The sequence below is a fragment of the Streptomyces sp. NBC_00158 genome (assembly GCF_045160885.1).
Classification (GTDB): Bacteria; Actinomycetota; Actinomycetes; order Streptomycetales; family Streptomycetaceae; genus Streptomyces.
On sequence record NZ_CP108161.1, the window covers coordinates 2,281,680 to 2,296,984 of the forward strand.

The window sequence follows — 15,305 nt, forward strand, 5'->3', positions numbered from 1 at the left end:
TCACGCCGACTCCTCCCGGTAGGCGGCGGCCTCCTCCAGGTCCAGGCGGCGCAGCAGCGCGCGGAGCATCTCGTCGTCGATGCGGCGGCCGTCGCGGAGGGAGACGAAGACCTCCCGTTCGGCCTCGATCATCTCCCGGGCCAGCCTCCGGTAGACGTCGTCCGCCGACTCCCCCGTCACCGGGTTGACCTCGCCCAGCCGCTCCCACACCGCGTTGCGCCGGCGTTCCAGTACCGTCCGCAGCCGGTCCGCCAGCGGCGGCGGCAGGGTGCTGTTCTCCGGCTGCCCCAGCAGCTCCGCCAGCCGCTCCTCCGCCGCCCGCGAGGCCTCGCTCTGCGCCTGGGCCTCCGCGAGGGTCTCCGCCTGCACGTCCCGCGGCGGGAGTTTCAGCAGCCGGATCAGGGGCGGCAGGGTCAGGCCCTGGACGACCAGCGTGCCGATGACGGTCGTGAAGGTGAGGAACAGGATCAGGTTCCGGTGCGGCACCTCCATCGGCACGGAGAACGCGATCGCCAGCGAGACGACACCGCGCATCCCGGCCCATCCCACGATCGCGGGGGACTTCCAGTCGGTCTCCGGCTCCCGGAGCCGGATCCGTTCCGACACCCACCTCGGCACGAAGGTCGCCGGGAACACCCACACGAACCGCGACGCCACCACCGCGAGGAACACCGCGAGCGCGTACCAGGCCGCGGCCGCCCCCTCGTACTCGCCGAGCCCCTTGAGGACCACCGGCAGCTGGAGCCCGATCAGCGCGAACACCACCGACTCCAGCACGAAGGCGACCACCTTCCACACGGCCTCCTCCTGGAGCCGCGTCGCGAAGTCGACCTGCCAGTTGCGGTGGCCGAGGTACAGTCCGACCACGACCACGGCCAGCACCCCCGACGCGTGCACCCGCTCCGCCGCCGCGTACGCCACGAACGGGATGAGCAGCGAGAGGGTGTTCTGCAGCAGCGGCTCCCTCAGCCGCTTGCGCAGCCAGTGGATGGGGACCATCAGCAGCAGGCCCACCCCGACCCCGCCCACCGACGCCAGCAGGAACTCCGCGACCCCGCCCGCCCATCCGGCGCTCACGCCGACCGCCGCCGCCAGCGCCACCTTGTAGGCGGTGATGGCGGTGGCGTCGTTCACCAGGGACTCGCCCTGCAGGATGGTCGTCATCCGGTTGGGCAGCCCCAGCCGCCGCGCGATCGCCGTCGCCGCGACCGCGTCCGGCGGCGCGACGACCGCGCCCAGCACCAGCGCCACCGGCAGCGACAGCCCCGGCACCACCAGGTACGCGGCGTAGCCGACGGCGAGCGTCGCGAAGAGCACGTAGCCCACGGAGAGCAGCGCGATCGGCCGTACGTTGGCCCGCAGGTCCAGGTACGAGCTGTCCACGGCCGCCGTGTGCAGCAGCGGCGGGAGCAGCAGCGGCAGCACGATGTGCGGGTCGAGGGCGTACGAGGGCACCCCCGGCACGTACGCGGCGATCAGACCCGCGGCGACCAGCAGCAGCGGGGCCGGCACGGGCGTGCGCCGGGCGATGCCCGCCACGGCGGCGCTCCCGGCGACCAGTGCCACCAGCGGCAATACCTCCATCGAAGATCCATCCCCATCCGTCGTCACCGTCGTCGCGCCCGCACCCCGGCCGTAACCTGGCCATCATGAGCGAGTGCACCCACGTTGCCGAACTGCCGCGCCCCGAGCCGGTCCCGCATGCGTTGACCTGCCCGGAATGCGAGGTGCTCGGGAGCCATCCGGTCCAGCTGCGGATGTGCCTCGGCTGCGGGTACGTGGGTTGCTGCGACTCCTCCCCCCACCGGCACGCCACCGCCCACCACCACGAGAGCGGCCACCCGGTGATGCGGAGCTTCGAACCGGGCGAAACCTGGCGCTGGTGCTTCGTCGACGGTTCCCTCGTCTGAGGACCCGGATTGGATCATCCGTGGACGACGGTTCGATCGGCGGCAGCGGGGTAGGTCAACCCTCCGCCGGTTCCCCCGAATTGGGCCCGCAGACCTCTAGCCACTGTGCGTACTCATGGGCTTACCATCAGTCACCGCACTTGGCGGGGTCGGCCCGGTCGCTCCCAGCGGGCGCCATGAGGGGTGCCGCGACACGATCGCCCGGATCGCGATAGCGTCACCGGCGAACAGAGCTCGTACCACCTTGGAGGTGAGGGTGTCCCAGATCGCAGGCGAGCCCGGGACCCAGGACTTCGTGGAAGTCCGGCTGCCGGCTGCGGGTGCCTACCTGTCGGTGCTGCGAACGGCCACGGCCGGTCTCGCGGCACGTTTGGACTTCACCCTCGACGAGATCGAGGACCTCCGCATCGCGGTGGACGAGGCCTGCGCGATCCTGCTCCAGCAGGCCGTGCCGGGCTCCGTCCTCAGCTGCGTCTTCCGGCTGATCGACGATTCGCTGGAAGTGACCGTCTCCGCCCCGACCACGGACGGGCGGGCGCCGGAGCGCGACACGTTCGCGTGGACGGTCCTGTCGGCCCTGGCCGGCAAGGTCGAGGCTACGGTCGAGGAGAACAAGACAGTGAGCATCAGCCTCTACAAACAGCGCGGCGCGGGGCCAGGCCCGGCGTGAGCGGCGGGGAGATCCCGGTGCGGGGCGGGGATCGGCCCCGGGTGAGGCACGAGGTCGACGGCGGCATCCCGGAACAGCAGCACGCCCGGCCGCACCCGGCTGACGCGGATGCGGAAGACGGCTTTTTGGACTCGGCGGAGCGACGGGCGGGCCCTATGAGCGAGAACCAGCACGACCAACCACAGCCCCCGGAGGCAGCGGCCCCGGAGGTGCCGGCCGCGCCCCCGGCGGTGCCGGACCCGCGGGACCGCAGCGGCGCGCGGGCCCTCTTCTTCGAGCTGCGGCAGCTGCCCGAGGGATCACCCGAGCGGGCGGAGCTGCGCAACCGGCTGGTGCGGATGCACCTGCCGCTGGTCGAGCACCTGGCGCGGCGGTTCCGCAACCGCGGCGAGCCGCTGGACGACCTGACGCAGGTCGCCACCATCGGCCTGATCAAGTCGGTGGACCGGTTCGACCCCGACCGCGGGGTCGAGTTCTCCACGTACGCGACGCCCACCGTGGTGGGCGAGATCAAGCGGCACTTCCGTGACAAGGGGTGGGCGGTACGCGTACCGCGGCGGCTCCAGGAGCTGCGGCTCTCGCTGACCACGGCCACGGCGGAGCTGTCCCAGCAGCACGGCCGGTCCCCGACGGTGCACGAGCTGGCCGAACGGCTGGGGATCTCCGAGGAGGAGGTGCTGGAGGGGCTGGAGTCGGCCAATGCCTACAGCACGCTCTCCCTGGACGTGCCGGACACCGACGACGAGTCGCCGGCGGTCGCGGACACCCTGGGCTCGGAGGACGAGGCGCTGGAGGGCGTCGAGTACCGGGAGTCCCTCAAGCCTCTGCTGGAAGGGCTGCCGCCGAGGGAGAAGCGGATCCTGCTGCTGAGGTTCTTCGGCAACATGACCCAGTCGCAGATCGCGCAGGAGGTCGGCATCTCGCAGATGCACGTCTCCCGGCTGCTGGCCCGCACCCTGGCCCAGCTCCGGGAGAAGCTCCTCGTGGAGGAGTAGTCGAGGGGCGGTGCAGCGCGGGGCTATCGGGCCTGGTCGCCCGGTCCGATGCCCAGCGCCTCGGTCGCCGTCGGGTTGACCAGCAGCGCGGTGACGGCCACCGCGGCCAGGGCCAGTGCCACGGCCGCGGCGGTCATCGCCCCGCCGGTGGTCCACAGGGTCCAGGCCACCGGCAGCGCCATCAGCTGGGTGATCAGCGCCGGGCCGCGGCTCCAGCGGCGGCCCAGGCGCAGACCGCGCGCCGCGATCAGCGGGAGCGCGGCGAGGGCGAGCAGGGTGATCCCGCCGGTCTCGGCCTGCTGCGGGGAGTCGGGGTCGCCCGCGATGCCGACGAACAGCATGTAGACGCCGAGCCCGGCCAGGGCGAGGCCCTCCAGCGCGGTCAGCGCGGCGGCGGCGGTCAGCCGGCCCGGCAGCGCTGCGGGCTCGGGGGCGGCGGGGGCTTCGGGGGTCGGCTTCTTGCTCACCCCAGCAGCGTAGCCGTGCGCCGGGGGGCCCGGACGGTACGGTCGGTATGGGCCGCATATGGAGGGGTGGGTACTCTGGCGACCATGCGTGCTCTTCTCGTGGCCAACCCTGCAGCGACGACCACCAGTGCGCGCACGCGCGACGTCCTGACCCATGCCCTGGCCAGCGAGATGAAGCTGGAGGCGGTGACCACCGAGTACCGGGGGCACGCGCGCGACCTCGGGCGCAGGGCCGCGCGGGAGGGCGTCGACCTGGTGGTGGCGCTCGGCGGTGACGGCACCGTCAACGAGGTGGTCAACGGACTCCTGCACGAGGGTCCCGATCCGGAGCGGCTGCCGGGGCTGGCCGTGGTCCCGGGAGGTTCCACGAACGTGTTCGCCCGCGCGCTCGGGCTGCCGAACGATTCGGTCGAGGCGACGGGTGCCCTGCTGGACGCGCTGCGGGAGAAGCGCGAGCGGACGGTCGGGCTGGGGCTGGCGTCCGGTGTGCCGGGGACCGAGGACGAGTCGGTGCCGGAGCGCTGGTTCACGTTCTGCGCGGGCTTGGGTTTCGACGCCGGCGTGGTGGGGCGGGTCGAGCAGCAGCGCGAGCGCGGCAAGCGTTCGACCCATGCCCTGTACGTGCGGCAGCTGATGCGCCAGTTCTGGGAGGAACCGAACCGGCGGCACGGCACGATCACCCTGGAGCAGCCCGGCGTGGATCCGGTGTCGGGCCTGGTGCTGTCGATAGTCTGCAACACCTCGCCCTGGACGTATCTGGGGAACAAGCCCCTTTACGCCTCTCCGGAGGCGTCGTTCGATACCGCACTTGACGTATTGGCGCTGGACCGTTTGTCAACTCCGGCCGTGGCCAGGTACGCGACACAGCTCCTGACCTCGACTCCTGAGCGCGGTCCGCACGGCAAGCACGCGGTGTCTCTGCACGATCTGACGGACTTCACCTTGCATTCGAAGGTTCCGCTCCCATTCCAGATGGACGGCGATCACCTCGGACTGCGCACCAGCGTTCGGTTCACAGGCGTACGCCGTGCACTGCGTGTGATTGTGTGAGTGGAAGGGCCCAAAGTCCTTTCAGTCGAACGTTTACACGCCAGTCCACCCCCAGGAACTAGGGCTGTGACCTAGTAGACACCGACGAATCCAAAAAAACTTTCCGGAAGGGGTTGTATCCCCGTCCGAGGTTTGCGAATCTCTACATGGCGATCGGGACAGCCCGCAGAACCGGCACCCACACAGACCGCCAGAACCCCACCACGAATCTTCGGACCGCACCAGGCAACTGGGCGTCGGCCCTTCCCTCACGGGGGGATTCGTGAAAGCGTTCACATTCACAAGCAACCTGCCCGCAATACAAGGAGATGGAGCAGCCATGGACTGGCGTCACAACGCCGTTTGCCGCGAGGAAGACCCGGAACTCTTCTTCCCCATCGGCAACACCGGTCCTGCGCTGCTGCAGATCGAGGAAGCCAAGGCCGTCTGCCGCCGCTGCCCCGTCATGGAGCAGTGCCTGCAGTGGGCGCTCGAGTCCGGTCAGGACTCCGGCGTCTGGGGCGGTCTCAGCGAGGACGAGCGCCGCGCCATGAAGCGCCGCGCCGCTCGCAATCGGGCGCGTAACGCCACCGCCTGACATCGACTTTCGAGCCTCGAGCCGCAGCGCGTAGTACCCATATAAGCGCTCAGCAACGTGCTCTTGAGCCCCGGACCGGTAACCCCGGTCCGGGGCTCAGTGCTTTGCCGCCGCAGTGCGCGGAGAACGGCCCGTCACACTGAGTGACGGGCCGTTCGTACTACTTCTGCGGGCTGGCGGGTATGTCGAGGACGACCCGGGTGCCGCGCGGCTCGGCCCGGACCATGTCGAAGGTGCCGCCGAGTTCGCCCTCCACGAGGGTCCGTACGATCTGCAGGCCGAGGTTGCCGGCCCGCTGGGGGTCGAAGCCGTCGGGCAGACCGCAGCCGTCGTCGACGACGGTGATCAGCAGCCGGGAGTCGTTGCGGCCGCTGCCCGAACGGCCGGCCGACACCTCCACCGTGCCGCCCTCCCCGTGGGTGAACGCGTGCTCCAGGGCGTTCTGCAGGATCTCCGTCAGCACCATCGACAGCGGAGTGGCGACCTCCGCGTCCAGGATCCCGAACCGGCCGAGGCGCCGGCACTCCACCCGGCCGGGCGAGATCTCGGCGACCATCGCGATCACGCGGTCGGCGATCTCGTCGAACTCGACCCGCTCGTCGAGGTTCTGGGAGAGGGTCTCGTGCACGATCGCGATCGAACCGACGCGGCGCACCGCCTCGTTCAGCGCCTCGCGGGCCTGGGGCGAATCCATCCGGCGGCCCTGGAGCCGCAAGAGGGCGGCCACGGTCTGGAGGTTGTTCTTCACCCGGTGGTGGATCTCCCGGATGGTGGCGTCCTTGGTGATCAGTTCACGTTCGCGACGGCGCAGTTCGGTGACGTCGCGGCACAGGACGAGGGAGCCGATGCGGGTCCCCTTGGGCTTGAGCGGGATGGCGCGCAGCTGGATGACGCCCCCGTTGCCCTCGACCTCGGTCTCGCGCGGGGCCCAGCCGCTGGCGAGCTTGACCAGGGCCTCGTCCACCGGGCCCCGGGAGGGGGCGAGTTCGGCGGTGGTGGTGCCGAGGTGCTGGCCGACCAGGTCGGCGGCGAGGCCGAGTCGGTGGTAGGCGGAGAGCGCGTTCGGGGACGCGTACGTCACCACGCCGTCGGCGTCGAGGCGGATCAGGCCGTCGCCGACGCGCGGGGAGGCGTCCATGTCCACCTGCTGCCCCGGGAAGGGGAAGGCACCCGCGGCGATCATCTGGGCGAGGTCGGAGGCGGACTGGAGGTAGGTCAGCTCCAGCCGGCTCGGTGTACGCACAGTGAGCAGATTGGTGTTCCGCGCGATCACGCCGAGGACGCGCCCCTCGCGGCGGACGGGGATCGACTCGACGCGGACCGGCACCTCCTCCCGCCACTCCGGGTCGCCCTCGCGGACGATGCGCCCCTCGTCGAGGGCGGCGTCGAGCAGCGGGCGGCGGCCGCGCGGGACCAGGTGGCCGACCATGTCGTCCTGGTAGGAGGTGGGGCCGGTGTTGGGCCGCATCTGCGCCACGGAGACGTACCGGGTGCCGTCGAGGGTGGGGACCCAGAGCACGAGGTCGGCGAAGGAGAGGTCGGAGAGCAGCTGCCACTCCGAGACCAGCAGGTGCAACCACTCCAGGTCGGTTTCACCGAGAGCGGTGTGCTGGCGTACGAGGTCGTTCATGGAGGGCACCTTGCGAGCGTACCCCGGGTACGAGGATGACTTTCCCCACCACGAATACTCAGGAGTATCCAGGAAGGGCACACTCCGCGTACTGTTGGAGGAAGTGACGGGTCAGTAGACCCCGCACTTGGATGGACAGGACAGATTGGTCTAGTCCACAATTGGGTTTCAGACTTCCGCCCTCCCCGCACAGGAGGACGGAGCGAGGTGGCCACGCGTTCTGCCCTGACCGCGCAGGCACCTCCCAAACGGCCGCCGGGCACCGCACACCCTACGGCCGTAAGTACTCCGGGCTACGGTGCCGGGTGGGTTGAGGGTCCCGCCCTGCACCGTGGCCCAGAGGAAAGCGCCTCTCGTGCGGATTCCCCCGGTTCTCCCCGGCGCATCTCCCCGCGCGGATTCCGCTTCACCGTCACGGCCAGGCCAGCAGCGCCCTCTCCGCGACCGCCTCCAGCTCCTCCCGGCTCGCCCCGTCGCGCGACTGCTGGGACATCCCCTGGAGCACCGCCCCGGCGAAGCGGGCCAGCGCCCGCGCGTCGGTCCCGGCCGGCAGCTCGCCGCTCGCGATGTCGGCCCTGATGCGGCTCTCGAACAGCTCCAGGTTGGTGTTGCGGCGCTCGCGCAGGGCCTCCGCCACCTCCTCCGAGGTGGTGTTGGCGGCCGCGCTGATCACCATGCAGCCCGGCGGGTGGGCGGGGTCGGTGTAGATCTCGGCGGCCTCGCGCAGGATGCGGCCGATGGCCGCGGCGGCGGTGGGCTCCTCGGAGAGCGCCACGCTCGCGAAGTCCCCGTACCGGCTGCCGTAGACCACCACGACCTCGTCGAAGAGCTTGCGCTTGTCGCCGAAGGCGGCGTAGAGGCTGGGGGCGCCGATGCCCAGGTTGCGGGTCAGGTCCGCGATGGACGTGGTCTCGTAGCCCTGCTCCCAGAAGGTGAGCATCGCCTTTTCGAGAGCGGCGGCCCGGTCGAAGGAGCGGGGCCTGCCGCGCTGTCCTGTCACCATGGCGTCATTCTATAGCGGCCGCTACGGAATCTGGTACGGTCCCTTTCTGTAGCGACCACTAGTGATTGATGGAGGGGGGCGCGTCATGGGCGTGCTCAAGGGGAAGACGGCACTGGTCACGGGCGGCAGCCGGGGCATCGGGAGGGCCGTCGCCGAGCGGCTGGCGCGGGACGGGGCGCTGGTCGCGGTGCACTACGGGAGCAACGAGACCGCGGCGAAGGAGACCGTCGGGGCGATCGAGGCGGCCGGGGGCCGGGCCTTCGCCATCGGGGCGGAGCTCGGGGTACCCGGGGACGCGCAGGCGCTCTGGGCCGCGTACGAGGCCCACCCCGCGCACACCGAGCGGGTGGACGTCCTGGTGAACAACGCCGGGGCGGCTGCCTTCGCGGGCATCGGCGAGACGGACGAGGAGACCTTCCAGCGGGTCCAGGCGCTCAACGCGCAGGCGCCGTTCTTCGTGATCAAGCACGGGCTGGAGCGGCTGGCGGACGGGGGCCGGATCGTGAACGTGACCGGTACCCCGGACATCGCCCTGCCGGCGATCCTCGCCACGGTCATGGCCAAGGGCGCGGTGAACGCGCTGACGGTGTCCCTGGCCGCCGCGCTCGCCCCGCGCGGGATCACGGTGAACTCGGTGGGCCCCGGCATCACGGAGACCGACCTGAACGCGGCCTGGCTGGCCGATCCGGCGGCCCGCGCGCACGCCGCCTCCCGGTCGGTCTTCAACCGGGTGGGCACGACGGAGGAGGTCGCCGACGTGGTGGCCTTCCTGGCCTCGCCGGACTCCCGCTGGGTCACCGGCCAGCACCTCTCCGCCACGGGCGGCCTCCAGCTGTCGCTGCTGTAGCGGACCGGGCCGGGCGGAGGGGGTGCCGCTGTGCGGGGCGAGGTCCCCTACCCTCCCCCAGACTCCGTCCGGGGGGACCCCCACTTCCACCGTTCCCGGGGGCTGCGCCCCTGACCCCGGTCCTCAAACGCCGGACGGGCCATACATAGCCCCGCCGGCGTTTGAGGCGCGGGGGTCCGGGGGCGGAGCCCCCGGGGGAACGGGCGAAGGGCGGGGCGGGGAGCAGCCCGCGCAGCGGCACCCGCAAGCCGGGCGGGGGGCCGGGAACGGCGGGACGATGGATGTGCCGGAGGCCCGCCGCGGGCGAGCCCACTCTGCTAGATTGGTCTATACCACAACCCCGCACACCACTCAGATCGGCAGGCCCAGCGTGGAAGTTGTCATCGTCCCGGACGCCAAGGCAGGCGGCGAGCTCATCGCGGAGGCCATGGCCGCCCTGGTCCGCCGCAAGCCCGACGCCCTGCTCGGTGTGGCGACCGGCTCTACCCCGCTGCCCATCTACGAAGCCCTCGCGGCCAAGGTCAAGGCCGGCGAGGTCGACGCCTCCGCCGCCCGGATCTGCCAGCTCGACGAGTACGTCGGCCTGCCGGCCGGGCACCCGGAGTCCTACCGCGCCGTGGTGCTCCGCGAGGTCGTCGAGCCCCTCGGCCTGACCGAGGCCTCCTTCATGGGCCCCGACGGCTCCGCCGAGGACGTCCAGGCGGCCTGCGAGGCGTACGACGCGGCCCTCGCCGCCGCCGGCGGGGTGGACCTCCAGCTGCTGGGCATCGGCACCGACGGGCACATCGGCTTCAACGAGCCCTGCTCCTCGCTGGCCTCCCGCACCCGCATCAAGACGCTGACGGAGCAGACCCGCGTGGACAACGCGCGCTTCTTCGACCACGACATGGACCAGGTGCCGCACCACGTCATCACCCAGGGCATCGGCACCATCCTCGACGCCCGCCACCTGGTCCTGCTGGCCACCGGCGAGGGCAAGGCCGAGGCCGTCGCCCAGACCGTCGAGGGCCCGCTGTCCGCGCTGGTCCCGGCCTCGGCGCTGCAGCTGCACCGGCACGCGACCGTCGTCGTGGACGAGGCCGCCGCCTCCAAGCTGAAGCTGGCCGACTACTTCCGCCAGACCTACGCCGCCAAGCCGGCCTGGCAGGGTCTGTAACCCCGGGAACACGAGAAGGCCGGGCCCCCCTCCACGGGGGCCCGGCCTTCTCGTGTCTCAGGCCCGGCCGGCGATGACCTCGGCCGCGGCCCGCCCGCAGACGCGGGCGGCGCCGTGCGTGGCGACGTACAGCGCCCCGCGCGGCTCGGCGCGCGGCAGGCCCATCTCCACGACCACGGTGTCCGGCCTGGCCGCGACCAGGGCGTCCAGGACGTCCGTCATCCACGGGTGCCGGTGCGCGTCCCGGACCACCGCCACGACGGTGCGCTCCCCCGCGGCCGCGAGCACGTCGGCGGCGGCCGATCCCTCGGCGTAGACGCCCGAGCCGGTGCCCGGGAGCAGCTCGGCGAGCTCGGCGGCGACCCCCCACGGGGTCTCGTCGCCCACCGCGATGTTCGCGACGGGGGCGAGCGTGGCGACGTACGGGTCGGAGACCGGAGCCGCCGTGCCCGAGACGACGACCGCGCGGCGGGCCGCCGTGAGGCCGATGCCGGACGCGCCGCTCCCCTCCCGCGGCGCGTCCGGGCGGGACCGGAGGGTCCAGTCGGCGAGGGCGCGGACCCGGGCGGCGGCGTCGGCGAGCCGCTCCTCCGGGAGCACGCCCTCGCGTACGGCGGCGACCAGCGCGTCGCGCAGGCCCAGCACGGTCGCCTCGTCGGCGAGGCCCCCGCCGACGCAGATGGCGTCGGCGCCGGCCGCGATGGCGAGCACCGAGCCGCGTTCGATGCCGTACGTCCCGGCGATGGCGTTCATCTCCATGCCGTCGGTGACGATGAGGCCCTCGTAGCCCAGCTCCTTGCGCAGCAGGCCGGTGAGGACCTGCGGGCTGAGGGTGGCGGGGCGGGTCGGGTCGAGGGCGGGCACCAGGATGTGGGCGCTCATCACGGCCTTGGTGCCGGCCTCGATGGCGGCCTTGAACGGGACCAGCTCGCGGGCCTGGAGGGTGTCCAGGTCGACGTCGATGCGGGGCAGCGCGTGGTGCGAGTCGACGTTGGTGTCGCCGTGGCCCGGGAAGTGCTTGGTGCAGGCGGCGACGCCGGCGGCCTGGAGGCCCTCGACGTACGCGGCGGTGTGCCGGGCGGCGAGCGCGGTGTCGGCGCCGAAGGAGCGGACGCCGATGACCGGGTTGTCGGGGTTGGAGTTGACGTCCGCCGACGGGGCCCAGTTGAGGTTGACCCCGCACTCGGCGAGGCGGCGGCCCAGCTCGCGGGCGACCTCGCGGGTCAGGGCGGTGTCGTCGACGGAGCCGAGGGCGAGGTTGCCGGGGAAGGACGAGCCGCCCCGGACCTCCAGGCGGGTGACGTCGCCGCCCTCCTCGTCGATGGCGACGAGTACGTCCTCCCGGACCTCCCGCAGCTGCCCGGTGAGCGCGGCGAGCTGCTCGGGCGAGGCGATGTTGCGACCGAACAGGCCGACGGCGGTGAGCCCCTCGCCGACCTGGCGCAGCAGCCAGGCGGGGGCGGTGGTGCCCTCGAAGCCGGGCTGGAGGACCGCGAGGGCGTCGCGGGTGAGGCTGTCGACGCGGTGCGCAAGGATCGTCATGGTCCGTTATCCCTTCACGGCGCCGGAGGTCATGCCGCCGACGGCCTTGCGCTGGAGGAAGATGAAGATCACCAGGACTGGGATCGCGAAGATCGAGGACGCGGCCATGGTGGCGCCCCAGTCGTTGCCGAAGGCGGTCTTGAACTGGGTCAGCCACAGGGGCAGGGTCTGGGCGGTCTTGTCCTTGTTGAGGATCAGGACCATCGCGAACTCGTTCCAGGCGGTGATGAAGCCGAAGAGCGAGGTGGACATCAGGCCGGGGGCCAGCAGCGGGAAGATCACCTTGCGGAAGGCCTGGCCGCGGGTGCAGCCGTCGATCTGGGCGGCCTCCTCCAGGGTCACCGGGACCGCGGCGATGAAGCCGCGCAGGGTCCAGATGGTGAAGGGGAGGACCATCGCGAAGTAGATCGCGGTCAGCACGGCGAGGCTGTTCAGCATCTCGGCGTCGCGCATGATCATGTACATCGCGATGACCATGACCTCCCAGGGGGCCATCTGGGCCATCATCACGCCGAGGACGAGGCCCTTGCGGCCCTTGAACTTCATGCGGGCGATCGCGAAGCTCGCGGCGAGCGCGACGAGCAGGGCCAGCAGGACGGCGCCGACGGTGACGACCAGGCTGTTGGTGACGTACGTCCAGAAGTTCTCGACGCCGGTGGCCTTGGTGAAGTTGTCCATCGTCGGGGTGAAGACGAAGACCGGGTCCTTGGTGAGGATCTCGCTGTTCGGCTTGAGGGCCGAGGAGAACATCCAGTAGACCGGGAAGACGAAGACCAGGGCCAGGAGCACCGCGCCCAGGTTCTTGGCGACGGTCGCGGGGCGCAGCGGCTTGCGGGTGCGCAGCTGCTGTGCGGGCTCGTTCGGGGCGGTGGTGGTGCTCACTGCTCCTCCTCCTGCTTCAGGATCAGGCGGAAGTAGAAGGACATGACGACCAGCAGGATCACGATCGTCAGGACGGAGATCGCGGCGGCGAGGCCGTAGTGGGCCTGGCTCTGGCCCTCGACGTAGGCGAAGACCGGGAGGATCTCGGAGCCGCGGTCCGGGCCGCCCTTGTTCATCGCGTAGACCTGGGTGAAGGCCTTGAAGACCCAGATCACCTCGAGGAACGTGGTGACCATGAAGAAGGGCCGGAGGTTGGGGAAGACGACCTTCCAGAAGGTCTGCCACCCGTTGGCCCCGTCCATGCGCGCGGCCTCGTACAGCTCGGCGCCGACCGTGGTGAGGCCGGCGTACATGTTGAGGGCGACGAAGGGGATGGAGCCCCAGACGACCAGGAGCGTGATGATCGTCAGGGTGGAGAAGCCGGTCTCGAACCAGTTGTGCTGCTCGTAGCCGGAGAAGCCGAGGGTGCGCATCACCCAGTTGATGACGCCGAACTGCTCGTCGAACAGCCAGTAGAAGACCTGGACGGAGGCGACGATCGGCATGGCCCAGGCCATCACCAGGGCCATCGAGAGGACCAGGCGCATCCACTTGCCGAGGCGGTTGAGCAGGATGCCGATGAGGCTGCCGATCACCATGATCAGCACGACGTTGGCGAGGGTGAAGGCGAAGCTGCGGACGACGACGGTCCAGAAGTTCGAGTCGCCGAGCAGCTGGGTGTAGTTGTCGATCCCCGCGAAGGGGTACTTCCGCTGGATGAACTCGATCTTGTTGATGTCCTGGAAGGACAGGATCACGTTCTTGATCAGCGGGTACAGCAGCAGGAGCGCGAGGCTGGCCACGGCCGGCAGGACCAGCAGGTAGGGCAGCCACCCCGAGGGGAGCGACCTTCTGCCCCCGCGAGGAGACGTATCACTGGGGCCGGTGGCGGCTGTGGGCGCCTCGGGCGGCCGTCCGGCGGACTTGTGTGGTGCGTCCTGTGGAGCGCTGGTCGTCGCTCCCTGGGAGTGCACGGTCATGGCTTGGCTTCCTCGCGGTTGACTGTGGAGTCAAATGCGCGACCGGGGGCGCGGCGGGCGGCTGGCCGCCCGCCGCACCCCCCGGTGCGTTCACACTGCTGGGCTGTGCGGGTACTGCCGGGTGGGGCTGTTACTTGTTGATGCGGTTCGCGATTTCCTTGTCCGCTTCCGCGCCCGCCTTGGCGGCGTCCTCACCCTTCAGGACCTTGGTCATGAACTCCTTGATGGGGTTCGGCTCGGTCTCGACGTTCGCCCAGCCCGCGGTCACCGGGGTGATCTTGCCGTTGGCGCCGGCCTTGGCCATGGCCTCGGCGAAGGAGCCGGCGGCCGGGGCGAAGTTCGCGCCGGTCTGGTTCGGCAGCAGCGCGCCCTTGACCTCGGCGGCGTACTTGGTCATCTGGTCCTTGCCGGTGGCGAGGGCCAGCCACTCCTTGGCGAGCTCCTTGTTCTTGGAGCGCTCGGCCACGGCGAGGTTGGAGCCGCCGAGGAAGACGGTGCCGGACTTGTCGGCCGTCTTGCCCGGGATCGGGAAGTAGCCGAAGTCGGCCTCCTTGCCCGCGTCCTTGATGGCCTTCTCCGCACCGCCGGCCTCCCAGCCGAGACCGATCCAGGAGGAGACGCCGCCCTTGGGGATGATGTCGGTGGACTGCTGCGGGGTGGCCTCGTCCTTGTCCTTCGGCGCGGTGGAGAAGGACTGGAGCTTCTTGTAGAAGTCCATGGCGGAGGCGGCCTGCGGGGTGGCCAGCTGGCCCTTCCACTTGCCGCCGTCCTTGACGGCGAGGTCGCCGCCCTCGTCCCAGATGAAGCCGGCGAGGATGTACCAGCTCTGGCCGGGCAGGTAGATCGGCTGGGCGGAGGGGTCGGACGCCTTCAGCTTCTCCAGACCGGCGATCCACTCGTCGCGGGTCTTCGGCGGGGTGACGCCGGCCTTCTCGTAGGCCTTCTTGTCGTAGACGACGACGCGGTTGGCGGCGTACCACGGGGCGGAGTAGAGCTTGCCCTCGACCTCGGCGGAGGCGAGCATGCTCTTCTGCCAGGCGTCGGCGCCGAGCTTGGCCTTGTCCTTGGTCAGGTCGGCGAGGCCGCCGGTGACCGCGTAACCGGCGGTCTGGGTGTTGCCGAGCTCGATGACGTCCGGCGGGGTGTTCTCGGAGAGGGCCGTGGTGACCTTCTCCTGGATGCCCGTCCACTTCTGCTCCTCGACCTTGACCGTGACACCGGGGTGCTTGGCCGAGAACTCCTTGTTGACCTGCTCGATCCAGGCCTTCGGCGCGGAACCGTCCATCACCCAGACGGTGATCTCCTTGGCGCCACCCGACGCGTCGGACTTCGGCTTGTCGTCGCCGCCGTTGCCGCACGCCGCGACACCGACCATCATGCCCACGACACCGACCGCCGCAATGAGCTTGCGCTTCACGCCACCCTCCTCAGGGATGCTGCTGCTTTGCACCTTCCCTCGCCCGCCGCGGTGACGTACGTACCAAGTACTGCCGTGGGGCCGGGATCTGATCCACATTGGTTTAGACCAGTACCGGGAGCTTGGCCTAGACCTTTAGG

General features: G+C 70.8%; 15 protein-coding genes. 7 read left to right on the plus strand and 8 right to left on the minus strand.

Features of this window, described 5'->3' with window-relative positions; translation table 11 throughout:
* Positions 1 to 1,584: a Na+/H+ antiporter gene (locus OG553_RS10080; protein ID WP_405978652.1), complete on the minus strand. Its 1,584-nt coding sequence runs from the start codon at positions 1,582 to 1,584 to the stop codon at positions 1 to 3.
* Between the two features lie 65 nt (positions 1,585 to 1,649).
* On the opposite strand from OG553_RS10080, the gene OG553_RS10085 reads away from it, so the two are divergent.
* The 3 genes from OG553_RS10085 to OG553_RS10095 all read left to right on the plus strand — a co-directional run bounded on the left by OG553_RS10085 (position 1,650) and on the right by OG553_RS10095 (position 3,575).
* Positions 1,650 to 1,910: a UBP-type zinc finger domain-containing protein gene (locus OG553_RS10085; protein WP_405978653.1), complete on the plus strand. Its 261-nt coding sequence runs from the start codon at positions 1,650 to 1,652 to the stop codon at positions 1,908 to 1,910.
* Between the two features lie 256 nt (positions 1,911 to 2,166).
* Complete coding sequence (locus OG553_RS10090; protein ID WP_033218654.1) at positions 2,167 to 2,580, plus strand: anti-sigma regulatory factor; 414 nt, start codon at positions 2,167 to 2,169, stop codon at positions 2,578 to 2,580.
* Positions 2,581 to 2,597: 17 nt separating this feature from the next.
* Positions 2,598 to 3,575, plus strand: a complete 978-nt coding sequence (locus OG553_RS10095; RefSeq protein WP_405983006.1) for an RNA polymerase sigma factor SigF — start codon at positions 2,598 to 2,600, stop codon at positions 3,573 to 3,575.
* Between the two features lie 23 nt (positions 3,576 to 3,598).
* Here the strand turns inward: OG553_RS10095 and OG553_RS10100 are convergent, their stop codons facing one another.
* Positions 3,599 to 4,042, minus strand: a complete 444-nt coding sequence (locus OG553_RS10100; RefSeq protein WP_405978654.1) for a hypothetical protein — start codon at positions 4,040 to 4,042, stop codon at positions 3,599 to 3,601.
* Between the two features lie 84 nt (positions 4,043 to 4,126).
* Between OG553_RS10100 and OG553_RS10105 the strand changes: the two genes are divergently transcribed.
* Positions 4,127 to 5,092: a diacylglycerol/lipid kinase family protein gene (locus tag OG553_RS10105; protein ID WP_405978655.1), complete on the plus strand. Its 966-nt coding sequence runs from the start codon at positions 4,127 to 4,129 to the stop codon at positions 5,090 to 5,092.
* 319 nt (positions 5,093 to 5,411) lie between these two features.
* Positions 5,412 to 5,669: a WhiB family transcriptional regulator gene (locus OG553_RS10110; RefSeq protein WP_004937597.1), complete on the plus strand. Its 258-nt coding sequence runs from the start codon at positions 5,412 to 5,414 to the stop codon at positions 5,667 to 5,669.
* Positions 5,670 to 5,829: 160 nt separating this feature from the next.
* Here OG553_RS10110 and OG553_RS10115 read toward each other — a convergent pair whose 3' ends face one another.
* Both OG553_RS10115 and OG553_RS10120 read right to left on the minus strand, forming a co-directional pair.
* Entirely contained in the window at positions 5,830 to 7,299 is a 1,470-nt protein-coding gene (locus OG553_RS10115) for a sensor histidine kinase (RefSeq protein ID WP_405978656.1), read from the minus strand.
* Between the two features lie 412 nt (positions 7,300 to 7,711).
* Positions 7,712 to 8,302, minus strand: a complete 591-nt coding sequence (locus tag OG553_RS10120; protein WP_405978657.1) for a TetR/AcrR family transcriptional regulator — start codon at positions 8,300 to 8,302, stop codon at positions 7,712 to 7,714.
* A gap of 85 nt (positions 8,303 to 8,387) precedes the next feature.
* Here OG553_RS10120 and OG553_RS10125 point away from each other — a divergent pair, with 85 nt between their 5' ends.
* Complete coding sequence (locus OG553_RS10125) at positions 8,388 to 9,149, plus strand: SDR family oxidoreductase (RefSeq protein WP_405978658.1); 762 nt, start codon at positions 8,388 to 8,390, stop codon at positions 9,147 to 9,149.
* Between the two features lie 370 nt (positions 9,150 to 9,519).
* Positions 9,520 to 10,305, plus strand: coding sequence for a glucosamine-6-phosphate deaminase (nagB, locus tag OG553_RS10130; RefSeq protein WP_405983007.1), 786 nt, complete (start codon positions 9,520 to 9,522; stop codon positions 10,303 to 10,305).
* A gap of 57 nt (positions 10,306 to 10,362) precedes the next feature.
* Here the strand turns inward: nagB and OG553_RS10135 are convergent, their stop codons facing one another.
* From OG553_RS10135 to OG553_RS10150, 4 genes are all read right to left on the minus strand, one after another.
* On the minus strand, positions 10,363 to 11,847 hold the full coding sequence (locus OG553_RS10135) for a glycoside hydrolase family 3 protein (protein WP_405978659.1): 1,485 nt from the start codon (positions 11,845 to 11,847) through the stop codon (positions 10,363 to 10,365).
* 6 nt (positions 11,848 to 11,853) lie between these two features.
* Positions 11,854 to 12,690, minus strand: a complete 837-nt coding sequence (locus OG553_RS10140; protein WP_405983008.1) for a carbohydrate ABC transporter permease — start codon at positions 12,688 to 12,690, stop codon at positions 11,854 to 11,856.
* A gap of 35 nt (positions 12,691 to 12,725) precedes the next feature.
* Positions 12,726 to 13,748, minus strand: a complete 1,023-nt coding sequence (locus OG553_RS10145) for a carbohydrate ABC transporter permease (protein WP_405978660.1) — start codon at positions 13,746 to 13,748, stop codon at positions 12,726 to 12,728.
* A gap of 130 nt (positions 13,749 to 13,878) precedes the next feature.
* On the minus strand, positions 13,879 to 15,165 hold the full coding sequence (locus OG553_RS10150; RefSeq protein ID WP_405978661.1) for an extracellular solute-binding protein: 1,287 nt from the start codon (positions 15,163 to 15,165) through the stop codon (positions 13,879 to 13,881).
* Positions 15,166 to 15,305: the final 140 nt, after the last annotated feature.